Origin of the sequence: Avibacterium paragallinarum, assembly GCF_011765605.1 — a bacterium.
Lineage (GTDB): Bacteria > Pseudomonadota > Gammaproteobacteria > Enterobacterales > Pasteurellaceae > Avibacterium > Avibacterium paragallinarum.
The window spans coordinates 269,125-290,863 of the sequence record NZ_CP050316.1; the positions used below are offsets into that span (position 1 = coordinate 269,125).

The following is a 21,739-nucleotide window of genomic DNA, read 5'->3' on the forward strand; positions in this document are numbered from 1 at the left end:
ATTTTGTGGATAGAGGATTTTAAAATGGCTGAAATTACAGCATCTTTAGTAAAAGAACTTCGTGATCGTACCGGCGCAGGTATGATGGAATGTAAAAAAGCATTAGTAGAAGCAAACGGTGATATCGAATTAGCGATTGATAATATGCGTAAATCAGGTCAAGCAAAAGCGGCGAAAAAAGCAGGTCGTGTTGCTGCTGAAGGTGTTATCATCGCACGTGTTGCTGGCGACTACGGCGTAATGATTGAAATGAACTGTGAAACTGACTTCGTAGCAAAAGACGCAGGTTTCTTAGGTTTAGCAAATGAAGTAGCAGATTACGCATTAAACAACAAAGGCGTAACCATTGAAGCATTACAAGCTGAATTTGAAGAAAAACGTGCTGCATTAGTGGCTAAAATCGGTGAGAATATGACAATCCGCCGCGTTGGTTCAGTACAAGCACCAGTTGTAGGTTCATACTTACACGGTGCGAAAATTGGTGTATTAGTGGGTGCAGTAAACGCTGATGAAGAATTAGTGAAACACGTTGCAATGCACGTTGCAGCAAGCCGTCCAGAATATGTAAATCCAAGTGATGTACCTGCAGACGTAGTAGAACACGAGCGTCAAATCCAAGTGGATATCGCAATGCAATCTGGTAAACCACGCGAAATCGCTGAAAAAATGGTTGAAGGTCGTATGAAGAAATTCACTGGTGAAGTGTCTTTAACTGGCCAGCCTTTCGTAATGGATCCTTCTAAATCAGTGGGTGAATTACTAAAAGAGAAAGGTGCAGAAGTGGTTTCATTCTTACGCTTTGAAGTGGGTGAAGGTATCGAAAAAGTTGAAACTGACTTCGCTGCAGAAGTTGCTGCAATGACGAAATAATCATTGTAAAATGGCGAATCGAAAAAAGCAGATCTTCGGATCTGCTTTTTTATTACTAATCTACTAAAGAAAGATGTAAAACGAATTTTATAACTATTTAAGCTCAAAGCAAGGTAAGATTCTGATTTAAAGATCATATGAGTAGTATTTTGATGTAAAGCCCGCTGGAGGTTGTTAGCATCAAATAATTTATATCGGTTTTCTTTACCAATGAATCGTGATGCATTTGGGACAATAAAGAAACAAAAATTATGCTTTAGTAATATACCCGAATACAGTGATTTTTTGGGGAGAGCAATTGCCCTCCCTTTTAGCGTTGCGGGGTTAGTGTTCCCTTGTTTTAAAGAACGCCACATCAGGATAACGCTCTTGGGCAAGGTTGAGGTTTACCATTGTTGGGGCAATGTAGGTGAGGTTGTCGCCGCCGTCTAGAGCGAGGTTTTGTTCATTTTTGCGTTTAAATTCTTCAAATTTTTTCGCATCTGAGCATTCAACCCAGCGAGCCGTTGCCACATTGACGGTTTCATAAATGGCTTCAACGTTATATTCGGATTTCAAGCGTGATACCACCACATCAAATTGCAGCACACCAACCGCACCTACGATGAGGTCGTTGTTGGTGAGCGGGCGGAAAACTTGCACCGCCCCTTCTTCCGAAAGTTGAACTAAGCCTTTCAACAGCTGTTTTTGTTTGAGCGGATCTTTCAGACGAATACGGCGGAATAGCTCAGGGGCGAAGTTTGGAATGCCCGTGAATTTCAGTTCTTCCCCTTGTGTGAACGTATCGCCAATTTGGATCGTGCCGTGATTATGCAAGCCGATAATATCGCCCGCATAGGCTTCTTCGGCGTGGGTGCGATCGCCTGCCATAAAGGTCAGAGCATCAGAAATCACCACATCTTTGCCGATACGAACGTGGCGGAGCTTCATTCCTTTTTCATATTTTCCCGAAACCACACGCATAAAGGCGACGCGGTCGCGGTGTTTTGGATCCATATTGGCTTGAATTTTAAACACAAAGCCCGTGAGCTTTTCTTCGCTACTTTCAACCAGACGAGTATCCGCTTGGCGTGCTTGCGGTGCAGGTGCCCATTCGGTTAAGCCGTCAAGGAAATGATCTACCCCAAAATTGCCTAATGCCGTACCGAAGAAAACAGGCGTTAGCTCGCCGCTCAAAAAGAGGGATAAATCAAATTCGTTCGATGCCCCTTTGACTAGCTCTAATTCCTCACGCAGTTGTTGGGCTAAATCCGTGCCTACGGCAGCATCTAGCTCAGGATTATCCAAGCCTTTAACGATGCGAACCTCTTGAATGGTATGCCCTTGTCCAGTCTGGTAAAGATAGGTTTCATCTTTGTATAAATGATAAACCCCTTTGAAAAGCTTTCCGCAGCCAATCGGCCAAGTGATCGGTGCACAATGGATATTTAGCACGCTTTCCACTTCGTCCAACAATTCCATTGGATCGCGAATATCGCGGTCTAATTTATTCATAAAAGTGAGAATTGGGGTATCACGCAGACGGGTAACTTCCATTAATTTAATGGTACATTCTTCCACCCCTTTGGCACTGTCGATCACCATTAAACAGCTATCTACGGCGGTTAAAGTGCGGTAAGTATCTTCCGAGAAATCTTCGTGTCCGGGGGTATCAAGCAAATTCACCAAGCAATCGTTATAAGGAAATTGCATTACGGAGGTGGTGATAGAAATTCCCCGTTGTTTTTCCATTTCCATCCAGTCTGATTTTGCGTGCTGGGCTGAGCCTTTCCCCTTTACCGATCCTGCTTTTTGAATGGCATTGCCGTAAAGCAACACTTTTTCCGTAATGGTGGTTTTCCCCGCATCGGGGTGGGAAATAATCGCGAAAGTTCGGCGTTTATTAACTTGTTGTGGATAATCGTTTACAGACATTGTTCTCTCATCATTCTTTTTATGGCGAAAAATAGGAGCTATTTTCCCTGATATTGCCTTTATTCTCAATCTTTTATTTCTTTTTTACGAAAATAAAAAAATTAAGCAATCGTTTGCGTAAATAGGGCAAAAGTGCGGTACAATAGACGGCAGTTTTTTCACAAAGCAACAGAGGCTGAAAATGAGCGAATTAAGTTTGAAAAAAATCTATTCGGGAAAAGTGCGAGATCTCTATGAGATCGATGAGAAACGAATGCTAATGGTGGCAACGGACAGGCTGTCGGCATTTGATGTGATCTTAACCGATCCCATTCCTCGCAAAGGGGAAATCTTGACCCAAATTTCCAATTTTTGGTTTAACAAATTGGCACATATTATGCCGAACCACCTAACAGGAGAAAGCCTGTATGACGTGTTGCCGAAAGCGGAAGCGGATTTAGTTAAAGATCGTGCGGTGGTGTGCAAACGCTTAACACCGATTAAAATTGAATCTATCGTACGCGGTTATCTCACGGGCAGCGGGCTGAAAGATTATCAGCAAACGGGAACAATTTGCGGGCTGGTGCTACCACAGGGCTTACAGGAAGCGAGCAAATTACCCGAACCCATTTTCACCCCGTCAAGCAAAGAAGAAGTGGGCAATCACGACATTAATATCAGCTACGCAGAATTCGAAAAATTGATTGGGGCAGAATTAGCGGCTCAAGTGAAAGAAAAAGCCCTCGCTCTCTATCAAGCAGCGGCAGAATATGCCCTGACTAAAGGCATTATTATTTGTGATACCAAATTTGAATTTGGCTTGGACGAAAATGGCACACTCACCCTAATGGACGAAGTGCTTACGCCAGATTCAAGCCGTTTTTGGTCGGTGGATACTTACCAAGAGGGTATCAATCCACCTTCTTTTGATAAACAATTTATCCGCGATTGGCTGGAAAACAGTGGCTGGAACAAAGAACCGCCCGCTCCACGTGTTCCTACTGAAGTGATCCAAAAAACAGTGGATAAATATCAAGAAGCCTTGGATCTTTTAACTAAATAAATTTTAAGTGCGGTGATTTTTCGGTTCAGATTTCCTTAATTAAAACATTGCTTTTTTATAATAAAGTAACGAGCTTCTTGAAAGCGGAAATTATCAAAATACGCAAAAAACCATATTCTAAGCCATTGAATATGCGTTAAAAATTCACTAAAAACCGACCGCACTTAGTTTAAGTGTGGTTGTAAATTTCTTGTTCGGTTATTAAATATAGATTAAAATCTATATTAAGTAATAAAAGGTAATCGCTGTATGAAACAAGAATGGGAAGTTATTTTACAAGACCCACTTTTAAATTGGCTTGAAACATTAGCAGAAGATGACTTATTAAAAGTCTATGCGGCATTAGCGTTATTATCAACAGAAGGACCGCAATTAGGCAGACCTTATGCCGATACTATTCAAGGTTCTAAATATACCAATTTAAAAGAATTGAGAGTACAGTCTAAATTATCCGTTTTCCGTTTGTTTTATATATTTGATCCCATTCGACAGGCTATTGTGCTATGTGGGGGAGATAAAAAAGGCAAAAAAGAAAAGCTCTTTTACAAAGAGATGATCACACTTGCCGAACAAACTTATGATAATTACCTTTCTGAATTTTTAAAGGAGCAATAAAATGAGCGTAGCATTTAAAGATTTAATGAATAAACTGCCAGCAGAAAAGCAAGCCAAAGTAAAAGCGATAGCAGATGATATGCGAATGGAATTACAACTTTATCGCATTCGTGAAGAATTGGAGCTTTCCCAAAAGCAAATGGCGGAAGCTTTGAATATTTCTCAGCCATCAGTTGTTGCACTTGAGAAACGGGGTAATGATATAAAATTATCATCAGTGAAGCGTTATATTGAAGCAATGGGCGGTGTTCTAAATTTATCTATTGAATTGCCTACTGGGAAAACCGTAACATTTAACTTATAAATGGTAAGGTGTTTTAGTGAACGTTTTTTTAGCTAAACCCTTGTGGAATATACAAAAAGAAGATATTCCGCTAAAATTAACCGCACTTTGAATTAACGTTTTTGAGGGATTATGCGATCTGTTGCAATCGTTGGATTAGGTTGGTTGGGCTTGCCCCTTGCTCGTCATCTGAAAAATTTAGGTTGGGCGGTGAAAGGCACAAAACGCACCCATAGCGGTGTGGAGCAAATGCGATTAATGCGGCTGGAAACCTATCATCTCTTGTTAGAGCCTGAAATTAATGCTGATCCTGACGATCTCGCTGCCTTATTTTCGGTGGAAACTGTGGTGATTAATATTCCGCCGAGTCAATATTTTTTCGATGTGCAACAGTATGTACAAGGCATTAAACATTTGGTGAATGAAGCCTTACTCAACGGCGTGCAACACTTTATTTTTATCAGCTCAACTTCCGTTTTCCCACAGCAAAATGGGCATTTCGCCGAAAGCCAATCGCCTCAACCTGATAGCGAAATCGGACGGGGCTTGTTAGAAATTGAACAATGGCTAGCCAGTTTGGCGAATATTGATTGCGACATTATTCGCTTTGCGGGGCTAGTGGGGGCGGATCGCCACCCCGTTTATGCTCTCGCGGGAAAAAGCGATTTGCCACAAGGCAACACGCCGATTAATTTGGTGCATATTGACGACTGTGCCAGAGCCATTCAGCTTTTGTTGGAAACGCCAAGCGGGCAGCGTTTATATCACCTCGTCGCTCCACAACACCCGAGCAAAGCGGAATATTATGGCAAAATGGCGGAAAAACTTCATTTAATCGCACCGCACTTTGTTTGTTCCGCGAATGATCCAATGCGGATTATTGCGGGCAACAAAATTTGTCAAGAATTGGATTTTGTTTATCAATATCCCGATCCTGATTTAATGATCGCCGATGGGGAAAAAACTCTGTAACGGGCAATGGACTTTATGGGGGATTTCATTGATAATAAGCCGATTTAAAATCACACCAACGCAAATTTAAAATCAAATATAGGGATTACTATGTCAAACACAATTTTACAAAGCCTTCCAGTTGGACAAAAAGTAGGGATTGCCTTTTCAGGTGGATTAGACACCAGTGCCGCATTGCTTTGGATGCGTCAAAATGGGGCGATTCCTTATGCTTACACCGCCAATTTAGGTCAGCCTGATGAAGAGGATTACAATGCTATTCCACGTAAAGCGATGGAATACGGTGCGGAAAATGCTCGCTTGATTGATTGTCGCAGCCAGCTTGCTCACGAAGGGATCGCAGCCATTCAATGCGGTGCGTTCCACATTTCAACGGGCGGTGCGACCTATTTCAACACCACCCCATTAGGGCGTGCGGTAACAGGCACAATGTTAGTTTCTGCAATGAAAGAAGATGATGTAAATATCTGGGGCGATGGTAGTACCTTCAAAGGCAACGACATTGAACGTTTCTATCGTTACGGCTTATTAACTAACCCAAATTTAAAAATCTACAAACCTTGGTTGGACAACCGTTTTATCGAAGAATTGGGCGGTCGCCACGAAATGTCAGAATTTTTAATTGCCAACGGTTTTGAATACAAAATGTCAGTGGAAAAAGCCTATTCGACCGATTCCAATATGCTTGGTGCAACCCACGAAGCGAAAGATCTTGAATTACTCAGCCGTGGCATTCGCATTGTGAACCCAATTATGGGCGTGCCATTCTGGCGTGAAGATGTGGAAATCAAACCTGAAGAAGTGACCGTTCGCTTTGAAGAAGGCGTGCCAGTAGCATTGAATGGCAAATCATTCAGCGATTTAGTTGAACTTTTCCTTGAAGCCAACCGCATTGGTGGTCGCCACGGCTTGGGAATGTCAGATCAAATCGAAAATCGCATTATTGAAGCGAAATCTCGCGGTATTTATGAAGCCCCGGGAATGGCGTTATTACACATCGCGTACGAACGCCTGCTCAGTGCAATTCACAATGAAGACACTATCGAACAATACCGTATCAACGGCTTACGTTTAGGTCGCTTGTTGTATCAAGGTCGCTGGTTCGACCCTCAAGCCCTAATGTTGCGTGAAACTGCTCAGCGTTGGGTTGCGCGTGCGATTACAGGCGAAGTTACCCTTGAATTACGCCGCGGGAACGATTATTCCATCTTAAACACCTCATCAGCAAACAGCACTTATCACCCAGAGCGTTTGAGTATGGAAAAAATTGAAAATGCGCCATTCGATCCATTAGATCGTATCGGTCAATTAACAATGCGTAACTTAGACATTGTGGATACTCGCGATAAATTAGGTATTTACACCCAAACAGGGCTATTGAGTATTTCCAAAGACTCTTTTTTACCACAATTAAATAATAAGCAAGATTAATCAAAATCTCGCAAAAATTGCACCGCACTTTTTTCAGATAGCTTTTTCCTGATTGAAAGTGCGGTGGTTTTTTATTAGAATTTTCCCCTCAATTTGGCAGACTTACGGTATTTTTATGACCACAGAATTTTCTTTTCCTTCCTTTGCTCAACTGTATCCCAATGAAAAACGCCGCTTAAAGCGTTTACGCGAAGCGTTGCGTTATGCAGGGAGAACATTGTTATACCGTAAACAATGCCAGCAACTCGTTGCGTTTTTAAACACAAATCCGCTTTGGGCGGAATTTTTTAATCAAAACTTATACCGCACAAACAGTTTGTTATACGCCTATTGCGATAAAACCTTTAATGCCGAGCAACGTTTGAATGCGATTTCACAGCATTTTCTACTTGCCGAAGAAAAATGGGGCGTGGATTTCTGTCAAAAATTAGTTACGCAAAAAAGTGTAGTATTATCCCAGCTCACAGAGCAATTATCACTACAACTAAACCTAAATCAGATTGATCCGCTGGAAGGATTTTTCTCGTTGAATATTTATGATAATGAAAGCCAACGCAGTGTTTACGATGCCTCATTCAGCTTTTTATCCCCAAACCAAATTTTGATTGCCTCAATTCAAGGGCCAAAAGGGGAAGTGGCACAAGATCTCGTGCGAACAGCCACCAAACAATTACACGGCATTCGCCCGATGTTTATGATTGTCAATGCTTTCAAAATGCTCGCCACACAATCCGATTGCGAATTAATCGGCATCGCCCATAAACGCCAAGCCAAATACCGTTGGAACGACTCTAAACGCTTGATTTTTAATTATGATGAATTTTGGCAAGAAAATAATGGGACATTAAACGCAAAAGGCTATTGGCAACTCCCCCTCAGTATTGAACGCAAACCCTTAGAAGAAATTCAAAGTAAAAAACGTTCAATGTACCGCAAACGTTATGAAATGCTCGATCAACTCGAAGCTGAGTTAGCTAAGCGATTTGAATAAAAATAGTTCACAAAAAATACCGCACTTTTACTTTAAATAAGATGCGGTATTCCTTATTTTAGAGGCTTAAGGCATCAATACGGCTCTAAATCTGGCTTTCGGCTGTAAAACTTTCTCTGCGAGGAGATCTATATTTTCTTTGCTCGCGATTTGTTCCAAATGTTGATACAGATAGATTTCTTCGTTACTTTCTGTATGCCAAAAACTTTGTTCTATGATATTTGCCACTGAAAGCAATGTATCAAATTGTTGTTTAATTTGTCGGTGCTTTTCTTGAATTTTCTTCTGTAAGAATTGGCTGTCAATTCCATTTTGACTGATTTCGTCAAGAATCTGGTAGGTTTTTTGGCTTAGTTCTTGGACTCTCTCTGGTGCACAACTAAATGCAATTTTTCCTTCAATTTTGGATTGCTCTTTTTCTTGGGTAAACCAGCTCTCTATTGTATATACACCTGACGCTTGTTCGCGTAAAACCCGTCGTAATTTTTCCTGTAAAATATCACTAAGTAAATCTAATTGATATTGCAATTCGGGTTGCCATTGATGCTTTGCGGTTAAATAAATTTCAACATCCGCTCTAGGTTCTTTTAGCCCATTCATTATTAATGTTTTAGCTGGTATTTGCGGAGAAATCTCGTAAGCTTGCCGTTGCTGTTTTTTTACAGGCACGGAAGAAAGATAATGACGAGCTAAATTTTCAACCTTGCTTTGCTCAATATCACCAATAATAAAATAGGTAAAATCTGTTTTACCTAATATGGCTTGATGATAAAAATCGGTTAATTGTTGGGTGGAAAAATTGAGAAGCTGTTCTGGTTTGGCATTATAGATAAAAGGAATATGAGGATAGCGTTGTTCAAGAATCTTTTTCATAAAAAGCGTTTCTGTATCAATTTGTGTTATATATTCTTGAGTCTCTTTTTTATAGCGTTCAAGTGCATTCTCAGAAACAGGCGTTCCTTGTAATTTTAAACGGAAAAGTTTTAATAAACTCTCTAACTGATCTGTTTTTCCAACAGCCGTGAATCCCTGCTTATAATCATCAAGGATTGTTGCAAAAGCGATTGGACTTTGGCTAAATAGCTGATTAATTTGTGAAAGGGTTAATACATTTATCCCTGAATCATCAGTAAGTGTTACTGCGGTTTTAAATAAATGATAGTCATTAGGCGACACTGTTCGTAATCCGCCCTGAGTAATAGCTTTAAAATAAACTTGATTCGGCATTTTATCACTATAGTGATAAATTAATTTACTGCCATTGGATAATTGATATTCTGTAATATCGCCTTTTTTCCAATATTTTACTTTTTTAATTTCTCCATATTCTATTTCTAAAGGGGGAAATTGGACGTGATTGGTTTTAATTTGCCAAGGTTGCTGTTTCGTAGAAAGTGCTTCTTGCCACATATTTTCTATGTTCTTTTGCGTTAAAGATAAAGAACCCGCTGGGTAAGGCTGTGTAATCAGTAATAATTTTGCTTTAATGGCAAGTAGTTGTTCAAATTGCTGATTAATTTCCTCTAAAGAAATTGTATTTAGAAATCGTTGGTTTAATTGATAGCGATCTTCTGGGCTAATAACAATTTGGTTATTGGCAGCAGAAATAATCAGATCATCTGCAATTTTTAAGCTCCCTGATCTTAGTGTGCGTTGCTTTTTATTTAATTGAATTAATCTTTTTATTTCTTGTTCAAATTCTTGTTTTGAAAATCCTTGCTGTTTAATTTCTGCAATAAAGTTAAATAAATTTCTGATTACCTTTTTATAATCTGTATTAAAAAGCTGTAATGAAAAAATATTCTGTATTGTTTCTCGACCTAAATGTGTACGATAAAAATTAACGGATTCAATATTTTTATTTTCTTGCTTTTCCCAATCTTGTAAACGTAGATTAATTAAACGAATAAGAATTTGTTGTAATAAATCTTGTCGGTATGCTGATAATGTATTTATTTTATTATCAAAAGTTTCAAAGAAACTAAATTCAATCACGGGAATATTTGTTCCTTTTTCAGCAACTGTTGCTAAACGCCACTGATTGATTAACGGAATTGAAAAATCAATTTTAGGTATAGGTGGCTGATTTATCGCTTTTTTGATATCAAGTTGTTGTTTTAATTGCTTTATTATCACTTTTGTATCAATATCTCCAACAATGATAAGCGACATATTATCAGGTCTGTACCACTTATGATAAAAATCAGCAACGCGTTGCTGAGAAATGGTACGAATAATATTCATATCACCAATAGGATCTCGTAGAATATAGCGAGAGCCAGCCATTTCAATTGCACTTTTTTTATCTCCTAACCGTAGCATTGGACTTAAGCGGCGACGCCATTCTTCCTCTACAACACCGCGTTCAGCATCTAAATCTTTCTTTAAAATTGTAAGGTGATGTATCCATTCATTTAAAACGTCAAAAGCTAAAGTGAAACTCTCAGGATCATTTTTATCCAGATTAAGGGTGTAAACTGTATTTTCAAAATCGGTAAAGGCATTAATATCTCGAGCAAATTTCATACCTAATTTTTCGAGAGCATAAATAATTTGGTTTTCAGGATATTTTTTGGAGCCATTAAATGCCATATGCTCTACCAAATGAGCAATACCTTTTTGATCTTCCTCTTCGTGCATAGAACCCGCATTAATCACTAATCGAATATAAACGCGATTTGCTGGCTCAACATTTTTCATTATGTAATAGGTCAATCCATTTTCTAATTTTCCATACTGCAAATTAGGATCAGAAGGTAATGGCATTGACAGCTGTTCTTTGGTATTTATTTGACAAGCTGAGAGAATGAAGAAGATAAAGAAAAGTGCGGTTAGTTTTTTCATTATTTTTCCCAAAATAAAAAAGGTAAAAATCCCTATATAATGTTTGTAGATATAGAGATTCTTACAGATAAATTGCGTTAAAATTCATATCCTATTTCTAACCAAAATTCACGACCTGGTGTATAAAGGCTATATTCGGAATTATTTGACAGAGAAACGGAACGAATTTTTCGAGTTTGGTTGAGAACATTCAGTGCATCAACTTGTAGATAAACAGAATGTTTTCCAGCAAATTTTGGCCGCCAACGTAAACTCATATCCCATTGGGTATGCGAGCCATAATCAAAGGTTCGATAGCGAGATATTCCATCTGGATATTCAATATTGATGATTTCTTCATAACCTTTGATTGGGGCTTTGATATAAATTCGATTTGACCAAGTTAAGTCCCAATTAGGAATAGCCATATCAATACCTAATCTCGCAATCCAGTCTTCTGTATTAGCATTTACTTTTTGCTGCATTGTATGACGAGTCATTAATTTACCATCAAGATAAATAAGTTCATTGGGATCAATATCTTTATCAAGATCCGAGCGTTTTGTTTTTAGCCAATCAAAGCCTAAAGAAGCATTCCAATGTGTACTTCCTAATTTAAATGGTTCGCTATTCTCAACTTGTAAAGTATAAATATCGACATTATAAGGATTACTATTGGTGTAATATTTTATTTTCTCTCCATTAACATCTTTCTGTTTTAGAATAATGCGATTTTTATATTTACGATGAATATAACCTATTTTAGCTAAAATATTGTGGTATTTTTGCTCAAAAGTTACACTTAATTCATCAGAATGAGGCGTTTTTAATTTACCTGAGAGCATAAAATCTCTAATATTCTCAGTATCACGATTAATTTTTAAAATTTCATTTGTCAATTTTAAAGAGGAAAAAGAACGCCCGTAATAACGATTTAAGCCTAAAGTAATTCCCGTATTATCCCAAGGGGAATATTTAGCAACAAAACGGGGAGAGAAATTGTTATTTTTTAAATAATCATCACGCTCAAATCTAATACCTGGTCGGAATTCTAAATTTTTCCTAGTTATCAAATCTTCGGCATATAATGCGATATTTTGATAATGTACTTTCGCATTGCCGCGATAGGTTGTTGCAATAGTTGAACCATTATCTCCCATTGGAAACCAAAAAATATTTTCTTCAGATTCCCCTAATGTTGCCATTCCTGTTTTTGCATAAACATTTTCACCACGATGAAATTTATAGTGGGTTAATTGATAAATTCCTCCTAGAGAAATGGAATGGCGAGCTGCTCCTATATTAAAAGGTTCAAAAGCATATTCTGTTGAATAATGAAGATTGGTTTGTTTTAATTGACTGTTTCCATAGCCGCCTTTTTCATAATCATAAAGTGGTTCATAATTTTCATCAGAAACAGAGACAATTTCTACATAATTAGCACTAGAATACCGGCTATCTTTAAAGTGATCATAAGCAAGAGTATTAGTTAAAACGCCAGAATTAAAGGTGCTTACCCAAGCGAGTGTTGCACCCATTGCACTATGGTAATCTGAAACATTTCCATTGATATTTGTTTGCGAATATTTTTCTTCTCGATAGTTAGAATAGCGAGTATTTAATTCTAATCGGTTATTGTCATTAATATTCCAATTAACATTAAATAATAGATTATCAGAACGGCGAGTATGAGCTTGTTGATGTAGTTGGGCTTCGGAGGCAAAACCGATGAGTCGGTATTGATTAATGGTTGAGGTTCTTCGACTAATCCCTAATACAGCACCAATATTTTCAGTTAAACCTTTTTCGGCAACAAGGCTAAAATTTTGCTTATGATATTTAGGTTGTAAACTAGCTGAACCATCAATTTCTGGGCGTACCTTTTCTAGTACTTGACTTACATTATCATCTTGTTTCATTTTAGCCCAAGAAGAATGCGTTGTTCGGTATTTCAATTTAAAACTATCTTGCCCGCTATATTGCTTGGTTTTAGCAATTACGCTTCCTCCCATAAATCCACCTAAACTGGCAGAAATGTTGCTATCTTGAACTTCAACTTTTGAAAGCATACTCGCATCGAAAAAATAAGCCTGGGTATGTGAAATTCCTGGCAGTACCTGCATTGCACCATCAAATATGCCTTGTTCAACAGCTAGATCATTATTAACATTAACATTATCGACAAAATAGGCAGTTTGATTAGCATCTGAACCATTAATTGATATATTTTCGGGTTTTATTTCTCCTTGCTGAAAACCATCTTGATCACTATTTTCATAGCGTATATGAGGGCTGGAACGTAAATAATCCGTAATATTATTTCCCTTTGATGGAGTTTTTTTCATTTTATCTGAATCAATCTTCAGCACTGAAGTTAAAGATTTATTTTTATCTGCATATATAACAATTTCAGGTATTGAGAATTGTGCTTGCATTTTTTGAGTATCTATTTTTTGTGTTTGAGCATAAGTTGGTATAAGTATGACACTGACACTAAGGCCGAGCATTGGAACGAGCAGTTTAGACATATACTTGATCTAAATATTATTGATAATTATTATCAATAATAATTTTAAAGAATGACTTTGAAAAGAGAAAAATATCTAAAATGTGATAGCTATCACAAAATGAATATAAAAAATTTGACCGCACTTCAAAATTCATAAGATGAAAATCATCTTATTATGTTTAGAATATGTTATTCTAATAAAAATGATGTGCTGGAAAGAGAATTTAATGTGAAACATACGATTATTACCGTTGATGGACCAAGTGGGGCGGGGAAAGGAACACTATGCTATGCCCTAGCACAAAAGCTAGGCTTTGCCTTGTTAGACAGCGGGGCGATTTATCGTGTTACCGCATTGGCTGCTTTAAAAAAGCAAGCGCCATTAGATGATGAAGTAGCTTTGGCGAATTTGGCAAGTCAATTAAATGTTGCTTTTTTACCTAAAGATAATGAAGTGAAAATTGTTTTAGATAGGGAAGATGTTAGCAGCCAAATCCGCACGCAAGAAGTGGCAGATGCTGCTTCTAAAGTGGCAGTATTCCCGAAAGTTCGTGCTGCATTATTACAATTACAGCAAAGTTTTGCCAATGAAAAAGGGCTTATTGCTGATGGGCGTGATATGGGAACCGTAGTTTTCCCTAATGCACAAGTAAAGTTATTTTTAGATGCTAGCACAGAAGAAAGAGCGAAAAGACGCTATAAACAGTTGCAAACTAAAGGAATTAATGGTAACTTTGCACAGATTTTAGCCGAGATAGAAGAGCGTGATTTTCGCGATAGAAATCGCTCAATCGCCCCTTTAAAACCTGCTGAGGATGCGTTGTTATTGGACAGCACGGAATTAAGTATTGAGGAAGTGATTGCCCAAGCCTTGGATTACATCCGACAAAAGGTTGATTTTTAAGGCTTAAATTATTTTCGTCAGTTTATTCAAGGAAGGATAAACATTTATTGTCAGCCCCACTTTTTATGGATATAAAGTGGACGTTATTAACTAAATTTAGAAGATTAATTATGTCAGAATCTTTTGCTCAACTCTTTGAAGAATCATTAAAAGACCTTGAAACTCGTTTAGGTTCAATCGTTAACGGTACTGTTGTTGCTATCGAAAAAGGCTTCGTGTATGTAGATGCAGGTTTAAAATCTGAAGCACGTATCCCAGCTGAAGAATTCCAAAATGCACAAGGTGAATTAGACGTTAAAGTTGGCGACGTGGTAAACGTTGCGTTAGACGCTGTTGAAGATGGTTTCGGTGAAACTAAATTATCTCGTGAAAAAGCAGTGCGTCACGAATCTTGGATCGAATTAGAGAAAGCTTACGAAGATCAAGCAACTGTTATCGGTTTAATCAACGGTAAAGTGAAAGGTGGTTTCACAGTTGAGTTAAACGGTGTTCGTGCATTCTTACCTGGTTCATTAGTAGATACTCGCCCTGTACGTGATGCGGATCACTTATTAGGTAAAGAATTAGAATTCAAAGTAATCAAATTAGATCAAAAACGTAACAACGTTGTTGTTTCTCGTCGTGCTGTAATCGAATCAGAAAACAGCCAAGATCGCGAAGAAATTTTAGCTAACCTAGCGGAAGGTAGTGAAGTTAAAGGAACAGTTAAAAACTTAACTGACTACGGTGCGTTCGTTGATTTAGGTGGCGTTGATGGTTTATTACATATCACAGATATGGCTTGGAAACGTGTTAAACACCCAAGCGAAATCGTGAATGTGGGTGATGAAATCACAGTTAAAGTATTAAAATTTGATAAAGATCGCACGCGTGTTTCTTTAGGCTTAAAACAATTAGGTCAAGATCCTTGGGTTGCGATTGCTGAAAATCACCCTGTTGGTAGCAAATTAACAGGTAAAGTAACTAACTTAACTGATTATGGGGGTTTCGTTGAAATTTTAGATGGGGTTGAAGGTTTAGTTCACGTTTCTGAAATGGATTGGACAAATAAAAATATTCACCCATCTAAAGTTGTGAGCCTTGGTGATGTTGTTGAAGTGATGGTATTAGAAATTGACGAAGAACGTCGTCGTATTTCTTTAGGTTTAAAACAATGCAAACCTAACCCGTGGTTACAATTTGCTGAAACTCACAATAAAGGTGATAAAGTTACTGGTAAGATCAAGTCAATCACTGATTTCGGTATCTTCATCGGTCTTGAAGGTGGTATTGATGGCTTAGTTCATTTATCTGACATTTCTTGGAATGTACCAGGTGAAGAAGCCGTTCGTAACTACAAAAAAGGTGATGAAGTTTCTGCCATCGTTTTACAAGTTGATTCAGCGAAAGAGCGTATTTCTTTAGGTATTAAACAACTTGAAGATGATCCATTCAATAACTTCATTGCGGCAAACAAAAAAGGAACTATCGTAACGGCTAAAGTTGTTGAAGCTGATGCAAAAGGTGCAAAAGTTGAGTTAGATGGCGGAGTTGAAGGTTATATCCGTGCAGCAGACTTAACAAGCGAAGTTGCAGTAGGCGATGTTGTTGAAGCGAAATACACAGGAGTGGATCGTAAAGCACGTCTTGTTCACTTATCTGTGAAAGCGAAAGATCAAGCCGAAGAAGCAGCTGCAGTTGCAAGCGTGAATAAAGAAGAAATTGTTATTCCAAATGCAATGGCTGAAGCTTTCAAAGCAGCAAAAGGTGAATAATTTACATTCCCTGTAAAAGATTGGCGTAGTAATTACGCCAATTTGCTGATGTTAGGAGAATATTTATGACTAAGTCAGAACTTATTGAACGTATAGTTCAAAATAACCCCTCTCTTCCTTTGAAAAAGGTAGAAAGTGCAGTGAGAGAAATTCTTGAACAGGTTGCACAAACATTAGAAAGAGGGGAACGCGTGGAAGTACGAGGATTTGGAAGTTTTTCATTACATTTCCGTCAGCCACGTATTGGACGCAATCCTAAAACAGGAGCTAGAGTTGAATTAGAGGCGAAATCAGTTCCTCATTTTAAAGCTGGTAAAGATTTAAGAATGCGTGTTGATATTCAGGCATAATATACTCAACTAATTGAACGGCACTCTTTGGTGTCGTTTTTTATATTTATTTGTAACATAATAGTGAAAAGGATTTTTAGGTGGTTCCTATGATTAAATATGTTTTAGGTTTCATTATTTTACTTGCTGTTATTCTGGTTGGGATTACTGTAGGTGCTAATAACGATCAAATTATAACGTTCAATTATATTTTTGCACAAAATGAGATTCAACTTTCTACATTGGTTGCAATTTTGTTTGGTTTTGGATTTATTTTGGGGTGGATAGTGACTGGTTTCTTTTATTTGAAGCTGAAGTTAAAAAATATGTCTTTATCGCGTAAAATTAAGCGTCAATCATTACAAATTACTGAATTAACCACAAAGGATAATAATGCTTGAATTGCTCTTTCTCTTACTTCCTGTGGCGGCAGCTTACGGATGGTATATGGGATATCGAAGTGCAAAGAAAGAGCAGGAAGATATTAGTAATAGGCTCTCCCGTGACTATGTTACTGGCGTTAATTTATTGCTGTCTAACCAACAAGATAAGGCAGTGGATCTATTTTTAGATATATTACAAAAGCAGGAACAAGAGAATGAAATTGAAAAAGGTTCACAATTTGAGGCTGAACTTACGCTAGGAAATTTATTTCGTTCACGTGGAGAGGTAGATAGAGCATTGAGAATTCATCAAGCTCTTGAACGCAGTCCTAATTACAGCTTTGAGCAAAAGTTATTAGCAAGACAGCAGTTAGCAAAAGATTTTATGATGGTTGGATTTTTTGATCGTGCTGAAAGTTTATATATTACTTTAGTTGATGAGCCAGAATTTGCAGAGAATGCCTTAAACCAGCTTATGCTCATATATCAAACAATGAAAGACTGGCTAAAAGCGATTAATGTGGCAGAAAAACTTGCAAAGATATCAGATGTTCATAATAGTATTGCGCTTGCACACTATTATTGTGAATATGCAGAAAATGTTGCAAATAATAATATTGATGTTCTACCATTTTTACAACAGGCACTTAAAGCTAATCCTAAAAGTATTCGAGCTTCCTTACTGTTAGCTGAATATCATATGTTACACTTAGATTATCAAAGTGCGGTCGAAAATTTAGAAAAAATTTTGGACCAAAATGCAGATTATATTGGCGAGGCATTGCCTATTTTAAAGTATTGCTATCAAGAATTAAGACAGCCTGATGACTATGAACTATTTCTCATTAAGGCAAGCAGAATATGTAAAAATAGTGCTGTGGATCTTGCCCTTTCAGATTTTATTGCCGAAAAAGAAGGGAGTTTTGTCGCACAGACTAAACTCTATCAATACCTTACGCAAAATCCAACTACGATAATGTTTCATCGTTTTATTCAATATCAAATTGATATTGCTGAAAATGGGAAAGCAAAGGATAGTTTAATTTTATTGCATAAGATCGTTGGAGAGCGAATTAAACAGGGATTTGATTATCGTTGTACCAATTGTGGCTACCAAACACACAAGCTTATTTGGTGTTGTCCATCTTGCAGACAATGGGAAAGCATTAAACCTACCAAAGATATAGAATACCGTTAACTTAATTAAGGAAAAAAATATGGCTAGTAAAGTTATTGTTGCATTGGATTATGAAAAAGAATCACAAGCTTTGTCTTTAGTTGATCAGCTCGATCCCAGCTTATGTCGGCTTAAAGTAGGGAAAGAAATGTTTACAACATTAGGGACTAACTTTGTCAAGCAGTTGCATAGCCGAAATTTTGATGTATTTCTTGATCTAAAATTTCATGATATTCCAAATACTGTAGCCAGAGCTGTTCGTTCTGCTGCTGATTTGGGCGTTTGGATGGTTGATTTGCACGCAAGTGGTGGGTTAAGAATGATGGAAGAGGCTAAGAATATTCTTGAACCTTATGGTAAAGAGGCTCCACTATTAATTGGTGTTACAGTATTAACTAGTATGGAAGATTTAGATTTATTACAAATTGGAATTAATGCATCACCTATGGAACAGGTAATCCGCCTTGCTCATTTAACACAGCGTGCAGGGCTTGATGGCGTTGTATGTTCTCCACAAGAAGTAGAAATTTTACGTGAACATTGTGGGAAAGAATTTAAATTAATTACACCAGGAATTAGACCAATTGGAGCTGACTTTGGCGATCAACGAAGGGTGATGACTCCTGCAGCTGCTATTCAAGCAGGCTCAGATTATCTTGTTATTGGTCGTCCTATTACTCAGGCTGAGAATCCGGCTGAAATGTTGCGTTCTATTAACTCTTCTATCGAGTAATAATGATGATGGAAGAAACTTTAGTTTATTCGACAGAAATCGGTTGGATAGAAAAGGAAAAAAAGCAGAAAAAACAACCTATTTCTTTTTCTTATGGCGATGGCATTATTCGTATTGAACGCCAGGTAAGTGGGCGTAAGGGGAGTGCGGTTAGTGTTATCAAAGGGCTTAATTTGCCTTATGATGAAATGAAGGCACTAACCACGGAATTAAAGAAATGTTGTGGCTGCGGAGGATCAATCAAAAATGGTATGATTGAAATTCAAGGTGATAAACGAGATTTATTAAAACAACTTTTAGAGGAAAAAAATTTTAGCGTAAAGTTAGCTGGTGGATAGATTCATTATTGAGTATATGGGGTTATCTCATTTTGAATTTTGTTGGCTATCCTCGAAAGTTTACTGGACGATAAGATGTAGAAATTATATTTTATGTTAATAAAAAAAGGCTAATTGATTAAATTAGCCTTTTTATCTTAGTTAAACATAGCTGAAATGGATTCTTCGTTGCTAATACGGCGGATTGCTTCAGCAAGCATACCAGAAAGGGTAAGAACGCGAACTTTCCCTAATGCTTTAATTTCAGGAGAAAGAGGGATGGTATCTGTTACTACAATTTCATCAAGGGCATCACTAGCGATATTTTTTGCAGCAGCTCCTGAGAATACAGCGTGAGTTGCATAAGCGAAAACACGTTTTGCTCCCCTTTCTTTAAGTGCTTCAGCAGCCTTGCATAATGTTCCGCCAGTATCAATCATATCATCTACTAATATACAATCCCGTTCGGAAACGTCACCAATGATATGCATAACTTGCGACACATTCGCTTTCGGACGACGCTTATCAATAATCGCCATATCTGTATCGTTCAAGAGTTTTGCAACGGCACGAGCTCGTACAACCCCACCAATATCTGGTGATACGACAATAGGGTTTTCAAGATCAGTTTTTTTCAAGATATCATGAATTAATACAGGCGAGCCAAATACATTATCAACAGGGACATCAAAGAATCCCTGAATTTGTTCGGCATGAAGATCACAGGTTAAAACACGATCAACACCGACACTAGATAAAAAGTCAGCAACAACTTTGGCAGTGATAGGTACACGAGCAGAACGAACGCGACGATCTTGTCTAGCATAGCCAAAATAAGGAATTACTGCAGTGATGCGACCAGCAGAAGCACGGCGTAGAGCGTCTACCATCACAATTAATTCCATTAGGTTATCGTTTGTTGGAGCACAAGTAGATTGAATAATAAAAACATCGCTCCCCCGTACGTTTTCATTGATCTGAACTTGGATTTCTCCGTCACTGAATCTGCCTACAGTCGCATCTCCTAAAGATGTATATAAGCGTTCAGAAATTCGTTTTGCTAGCTCTGGCGTCGCATTACCAGTGAAAAGTTTGATATCGGGCATTTTAGAATTAACCTCAGAATTTTAGATGGAAGAATGTGTATAACATCGTGATTTTATTTTTATAAGTCCTTCATCATTTTATGTAATGGTGAAAGATTTATACCTTGTGCAACAAAACCAAAACAGTTTTTGGGTTTATTTAGAAAGACTGAATGAGCGGATCCTGAATCGTCAAATTCAGCGAAAACACAGGCTCCAGTTCCAGTTAACCTTGCGGGTGCATATTGTAGCAACCACTTTAGTAGTTCTTCAACCTCTGGATAATGATCTCGAACAATTTTTTCACAATCATTTGTATAATTTTCAGTTAAGAGTTGTTGTAATGTTTTTTTAGGTGTATTACGAGGTAAATTAGGATCCTGAAAAATTGCTTGGGTTGAAATAGAAATATTAGGATTTAGTACGACATACCATTTTTCTTGGGGGTTACAATACTGAATTTTTTCTCCTATCCCTTCGGCAAAAGCCGCTTTTCCATGAATAAAAATTGGAACGTCAGCACCTAATTGTAGTCCTAGTTCAGCTAATTCATTTAGCGAGCATTGCGTGTTCCATAAGGCATTTAAGGCAACAAGAGTAGTTGCAGCATTAGATGAACCTCCACCTATACCGCCACCCATTGGCAAAATCTTATCTAAATAGATATTCGCACCTAAATGGCAATGAGTATATTGTTGTAATAACTTAGCCGCTCGGAAAACAAGATTATCTGTAACATTTATTTTAGAAAATGCTGGGGAAAGAATAATTTGGGGATCTTGCCTAATCTCAATTTCTAGCCAATCACCAAAATCAAGAAACTGGAATAGAGTTTGTAATTCGTGATAACCATTTTCCAATTGCCTATTTATATAAAGAAATAAGTTCAGTTTTGCGGGACTAGGAAAACGATATTTGCCATCTGCTATATGCGTATTCAACGGTGTAGAGGAAAAATGATAGTTTTTCATTGGTATTTCCAGTTATTCACTCTAATTTTTAAGGTTTGCTCCGTATTTTTTAATAAAATATCTTGAGGTAGAGGAATAGGACTATTATGGTAATTTAAGTAATCTACAGTCCATTCATCGGAATAAATACTGTAAGTGAAACTAGCCAGTAAATGATTTTCCCCGACTTGATAGTCAAGTTGAGCATTTGGATCACCCTTTAACCAAATAGCTAGTTGATCAATAGGAATCATTATGCCTAGTGTTTCTTCTAGAAGATGTTGTGCGTTACTATTGTTATAGGATTTCCCTTTTTCATCAGTAATAATAAACTCCCCATTCTTCTTTTCTAGAATAAATAAGGAGCGACTTAAAATTGAGGAAAGGGTGAGTGTATATTCGTTAGGAGAATGATATTGCCAATCAAATGTAACGGAGGCTCTTTGTTTTCTATCAAGATAGCCAATTTGCCCTTGGATATGATAGGATTTTATTTGTTTTATTTGAGCTAAATGTATTTGCCACTTAGGATCAGTTTTATCAAGATAATGAATATGTGTAGGGCGAACATTATCAACGCTGAGCATACAGCCTGTAAGAACTAGGCTGAATATTAAAAAAATAAAAAAACGATTAAAAATGAGCATTAAAATTTAC

The 21,739-nt window shown here is 37.6% G+C and carries 20 protein-coding genes; 14 read left to right on the plus strand and 6 right to left on the minus strand.

Going from position 1 to position 21,739, the window contains the following annotated elements:
- Positions 1 to 24 precede the first annotated feature (24 nt).
- Positions 25 to 870: a translation elongation factor Ts gene (gene tsf / locus HBL79_RS01500; protein ID WP_017807013.1), complete on the plus strand. Its 846-nt coding sequence runs from the start codon at positions 25 to 27 to the stop codon at positions 868 to 870.
- 324 nt (positions 871 to 1,194) lie between these two features.
- On the opposite strand, the gene prfC is transcribed toward tsf, so the two are convergent.
- Positions 1,195 to 2,784 (minus strand): peptide chain release factor 3, encoded by a 1,590-nt coding sequence (gene prfC, locus HBL79_RS01505; protein ID WP_035686939.1) that lies wholly within the window; start codon positions 2,782 to 2,784, stop codon positions 1,195 to 1,197.
- A 181-nt stretch (positions 2,785 to 2,965) separates the two neighbouring features.
- On the opposite strand from prfC, the gene HBL79_RS01510 reads away from it, so the two are divergent.
- The 6 genes from HBL79_RS01510 to HBL79_RS01535 all read left to right on the plus strand — a co-directional run bounded on the left by HBL79_RS01510 (position 2,966) and on the right by HBL79_RS01535 (position 8,118).
- Positions 2,966 to 3,826, plus strand: a complete 861-nt coding sequence (locus HBL79_RS01510; RefSeq protein WP_035686936.1) for a phosphoribosylaminoimidazolesuccinocarboxamide synthase — start codon at positions 2,966 to 2,968, stop codon at positions 3,824 to 3,826.
- 249 nt (positions 3,827 to 4,075) lie between these two features.
- Entirely contained in the window at positions 4,076 to 4,441 is a 366-nt protein-coding gene (locus tag HBL79_RS01515; RefSeq protein ID WP_017807010.1) for a type II toxin-antitoxin system RelE/ParE family toxin, read from the plus strand.
- Position 4,442: 1 nt separating this feature from the next.
- Positions 4,443 to 4,745: a helix-turn-helix domain-containing protein gene (locus HBL79_RS01520; protein WP_017807009.1), complete on the plus strand. Its 303-nt coding sequence runs from the start codon at positions 4,443 to 4,445 to the stop codon at positions 4,743 to 4,745.
- Positions 4,746 to 4,856: 111 nt separating this feature from the next.
- A complete protein-coding gene (locus tag HBL79_RS01525) occupies positions 4,857 to 5,696 on the plus strand; it encodes an SDR family oxidoreductase (protein ID WP_017807008.1) in 840 nt (279 codons plus the stop codon).
- 90 nt (positions 5,697 to 5,786) lie between these two features.
- A complete protein-coding gene (gene argG / locus HBL79_RS01530; protein WP_017807007.1) occupies positions 5,787 to 7,127 on the plus strand; it encodes an argininosuccinate synthase in 1,341 nt (446 codons plus the stop codon).
- Positions 7,128 to 7,242: 115 nt separating this feature from the next.
- Positions 7,243 to 8,118, plus strand: a complete 876-nt coding sequence (locus tag HBL79_RS01535; protein ID WP_017807006.1) for a VirK/YbjX family protein — start codon at positions 7,243 to 7,245, stop codon at positions 8,116 to 8,118.
- Between the two features lie 66 nt (positions 8,119 to 8,184).
- Here HBL79_RS01535 and HBL79_RS01540 read toward each other — a convergent pair whose 3' ends face one another.
- Both HBL79_RS01540 and HBL79_RS01545 read right to left on the minus strand, forming a co-directional pair.
- The gene (locus tag HBL79_RS01540; RefSeq protein WP_017807005.1) at positions 8,185 to 10,962 is read right to left on the minus strand and encodes a M16 family metallopeptidase; all 2,778 of its coding nucleotides are present in this window, start codon (positions 10,960 to 10,962) and stop codon (positions 8,185 to 8,187) included.
- Positions 10,963 to 11,039: 77 nt separating this feature from the next.
- Positions 11,040 to 13,469: a TonB-dependent receptor plug domain-containing protein gene (locus HBL79_RS01545; RefSeq protein ID WP_035686933.1), complete on the minus strand. Its 2,430-nt coding sequence runs from the start codon at positions 13,467 to 13,469 to the stop codon at positions 11,040 to 11,042.
- 156 nt (positions 13,470 to 13,625) lie between these two features.
- On the opposite strand from HBL79_RS01545, the gene cmk reads away from it, so the two are divergent.
- From cmk to yciH, 7 genes are all read left to right on the plus strand, one after another.
- The gene (cmk, locus tag HBL79_RS01550; protein WP_244300916.1) at positions 13,626 to 14,354 is read left to right on the plus strand and encodes a (d)CMP kinase; all 729 of its coding nucleotides are present in this window, start codon (positions 13,626 to 13,628) and stop codon (positions 14,352 to 14,354) included.
- Between the two features lie 110 nt (positions 14,355 to 14,464).
- Positions 14,465 to 16,108 (plus strand): 30S ribosomal protein S1, encoded by a 1,644-nt coding sequence (gene rpsA / locus HBL79_RS01555; RefSeq protein ID WP_046097320.1) that lies wholly within the window; start codon positions 14,465 to 14,467, stop codon positions 16,106 to 16,108.
- Positions 16,109 to 16,173: 65 nt separating this feature from the next.
- Positions 16,174 to 16,458 carry an integration host factor subunit beta gene (locus tag HBL79_RS01560; RefSeq protein ID WP_035686926.1) on the plus strand — a complete coding sequence of 95 codons (285 nt, stop codon included), beginning with the start codon at positions 16,174 to 16,176 and terminating at the stop codon, positions 16,456 to 16,458.
- Between the two features lie 89 nt (positions 16,459 to 16,547).
- The gene (locus tag HBL79_RS01565; protein ID WP_017807000.1) at positions 16,548 to 16,838 is read left to right on the plus strand and encodes a LapA family protein; all 291 of its coding nucleotides are present in this window, start codon (positions 16,548 to 16,550) and stop codon (positions 16,836 to 16,838) included.
- On the plus strand, positions 16,831 to 18,018 hold the full coding sequence (gene lapB / locus HBL79_RS01570) for a lipopolysaccharide assembly protein LapB (protein WP_035686923.1): 1,188 nt from the start codon (positions 16,831 to 16,833) through the stop codon (positions 18,016 to 18,018). Before HBL79_RS01565 ends, lapB begins: the two co-directional genes overlap by 8 nt.
- Before the next feature lie 19 nt (positions 18,019 to 18,037).
- A complete protein-coding gene (pyrF, locus tag HBL79_RS01575) occupies positions 18,038 to 18,730 on the plus strand; it encodes an orotidine-5'-phosphate decarboxylase (RefSeq protein WP_017806998.1) in 693 nt (230 codons plus the stop codon).
- 8 nt (positions 18,731 to 18,738) lie between these two features.
- Positions 18,739 to 19,068, plus strand: coding sequence for a stress response translation initiation inhibitor YciH (gene yciH, locus HBL79_RS01580; protein ID WP_035687047.1), 330 nt, complete (start codon positions 18,739 to 18,741; stop codon positions 19,066 to 19,068).
- A 137-nt stretch (positions 19,069 to 19,205) separates the two neighbouring features.
- Here yciH and HBL79_RS01585 read toward each other — a convergent pair whose 3' ends face one another.
- The 3 genes from HBL79_RS01585 to lolB are packed head-to-tail and all read right to left on the minus strand — an operon-like array spanning position 19,206 to position 21,729.
- Positions 19,206 to 20,153 carry a ribose-phosphate pyrophosphokinase gene (locus HBL79_RS01585; RefSeq protein WP_017806996.1) on the minus strand — a complete coding sequence of 316 codons (948 nt, stop codon included), beginning with the start codon at positions 20,151 to 20,153 and terminating at the stop codon, positions 19,206 to 19,208.
- 59 nt (positions 20,154 to 20,212) lie between these two features.
- Entirely contained in the window at positions 20,213 to 21,103 is an 891-nt protein-coding gene (gene ispE / locus HBL79_RS01590; protein ID WP_035686921.1) for a 4-(cytidine 5'-diphospho)-2-C-methyl-D-erythritol kinase, read from the minus strand.
- Positions 21,100 to 21,729, minus strand: a complete 630-nt coding sequence (lolB, locus tag HBL79_RS01595) for a lipoprotein insertase outer membrane protein LolB (protein ID WP_035686918.1) — start codon at positions 21,727 to 21,729, stop codon at positions 21,100 to 21,102. The genes ispE and lolB overlap by 4 nt, the downstream gene beginning before the upstream one ends.
- Positions 21,730 to 21,739: the final 10 nt, after the last annotated feature.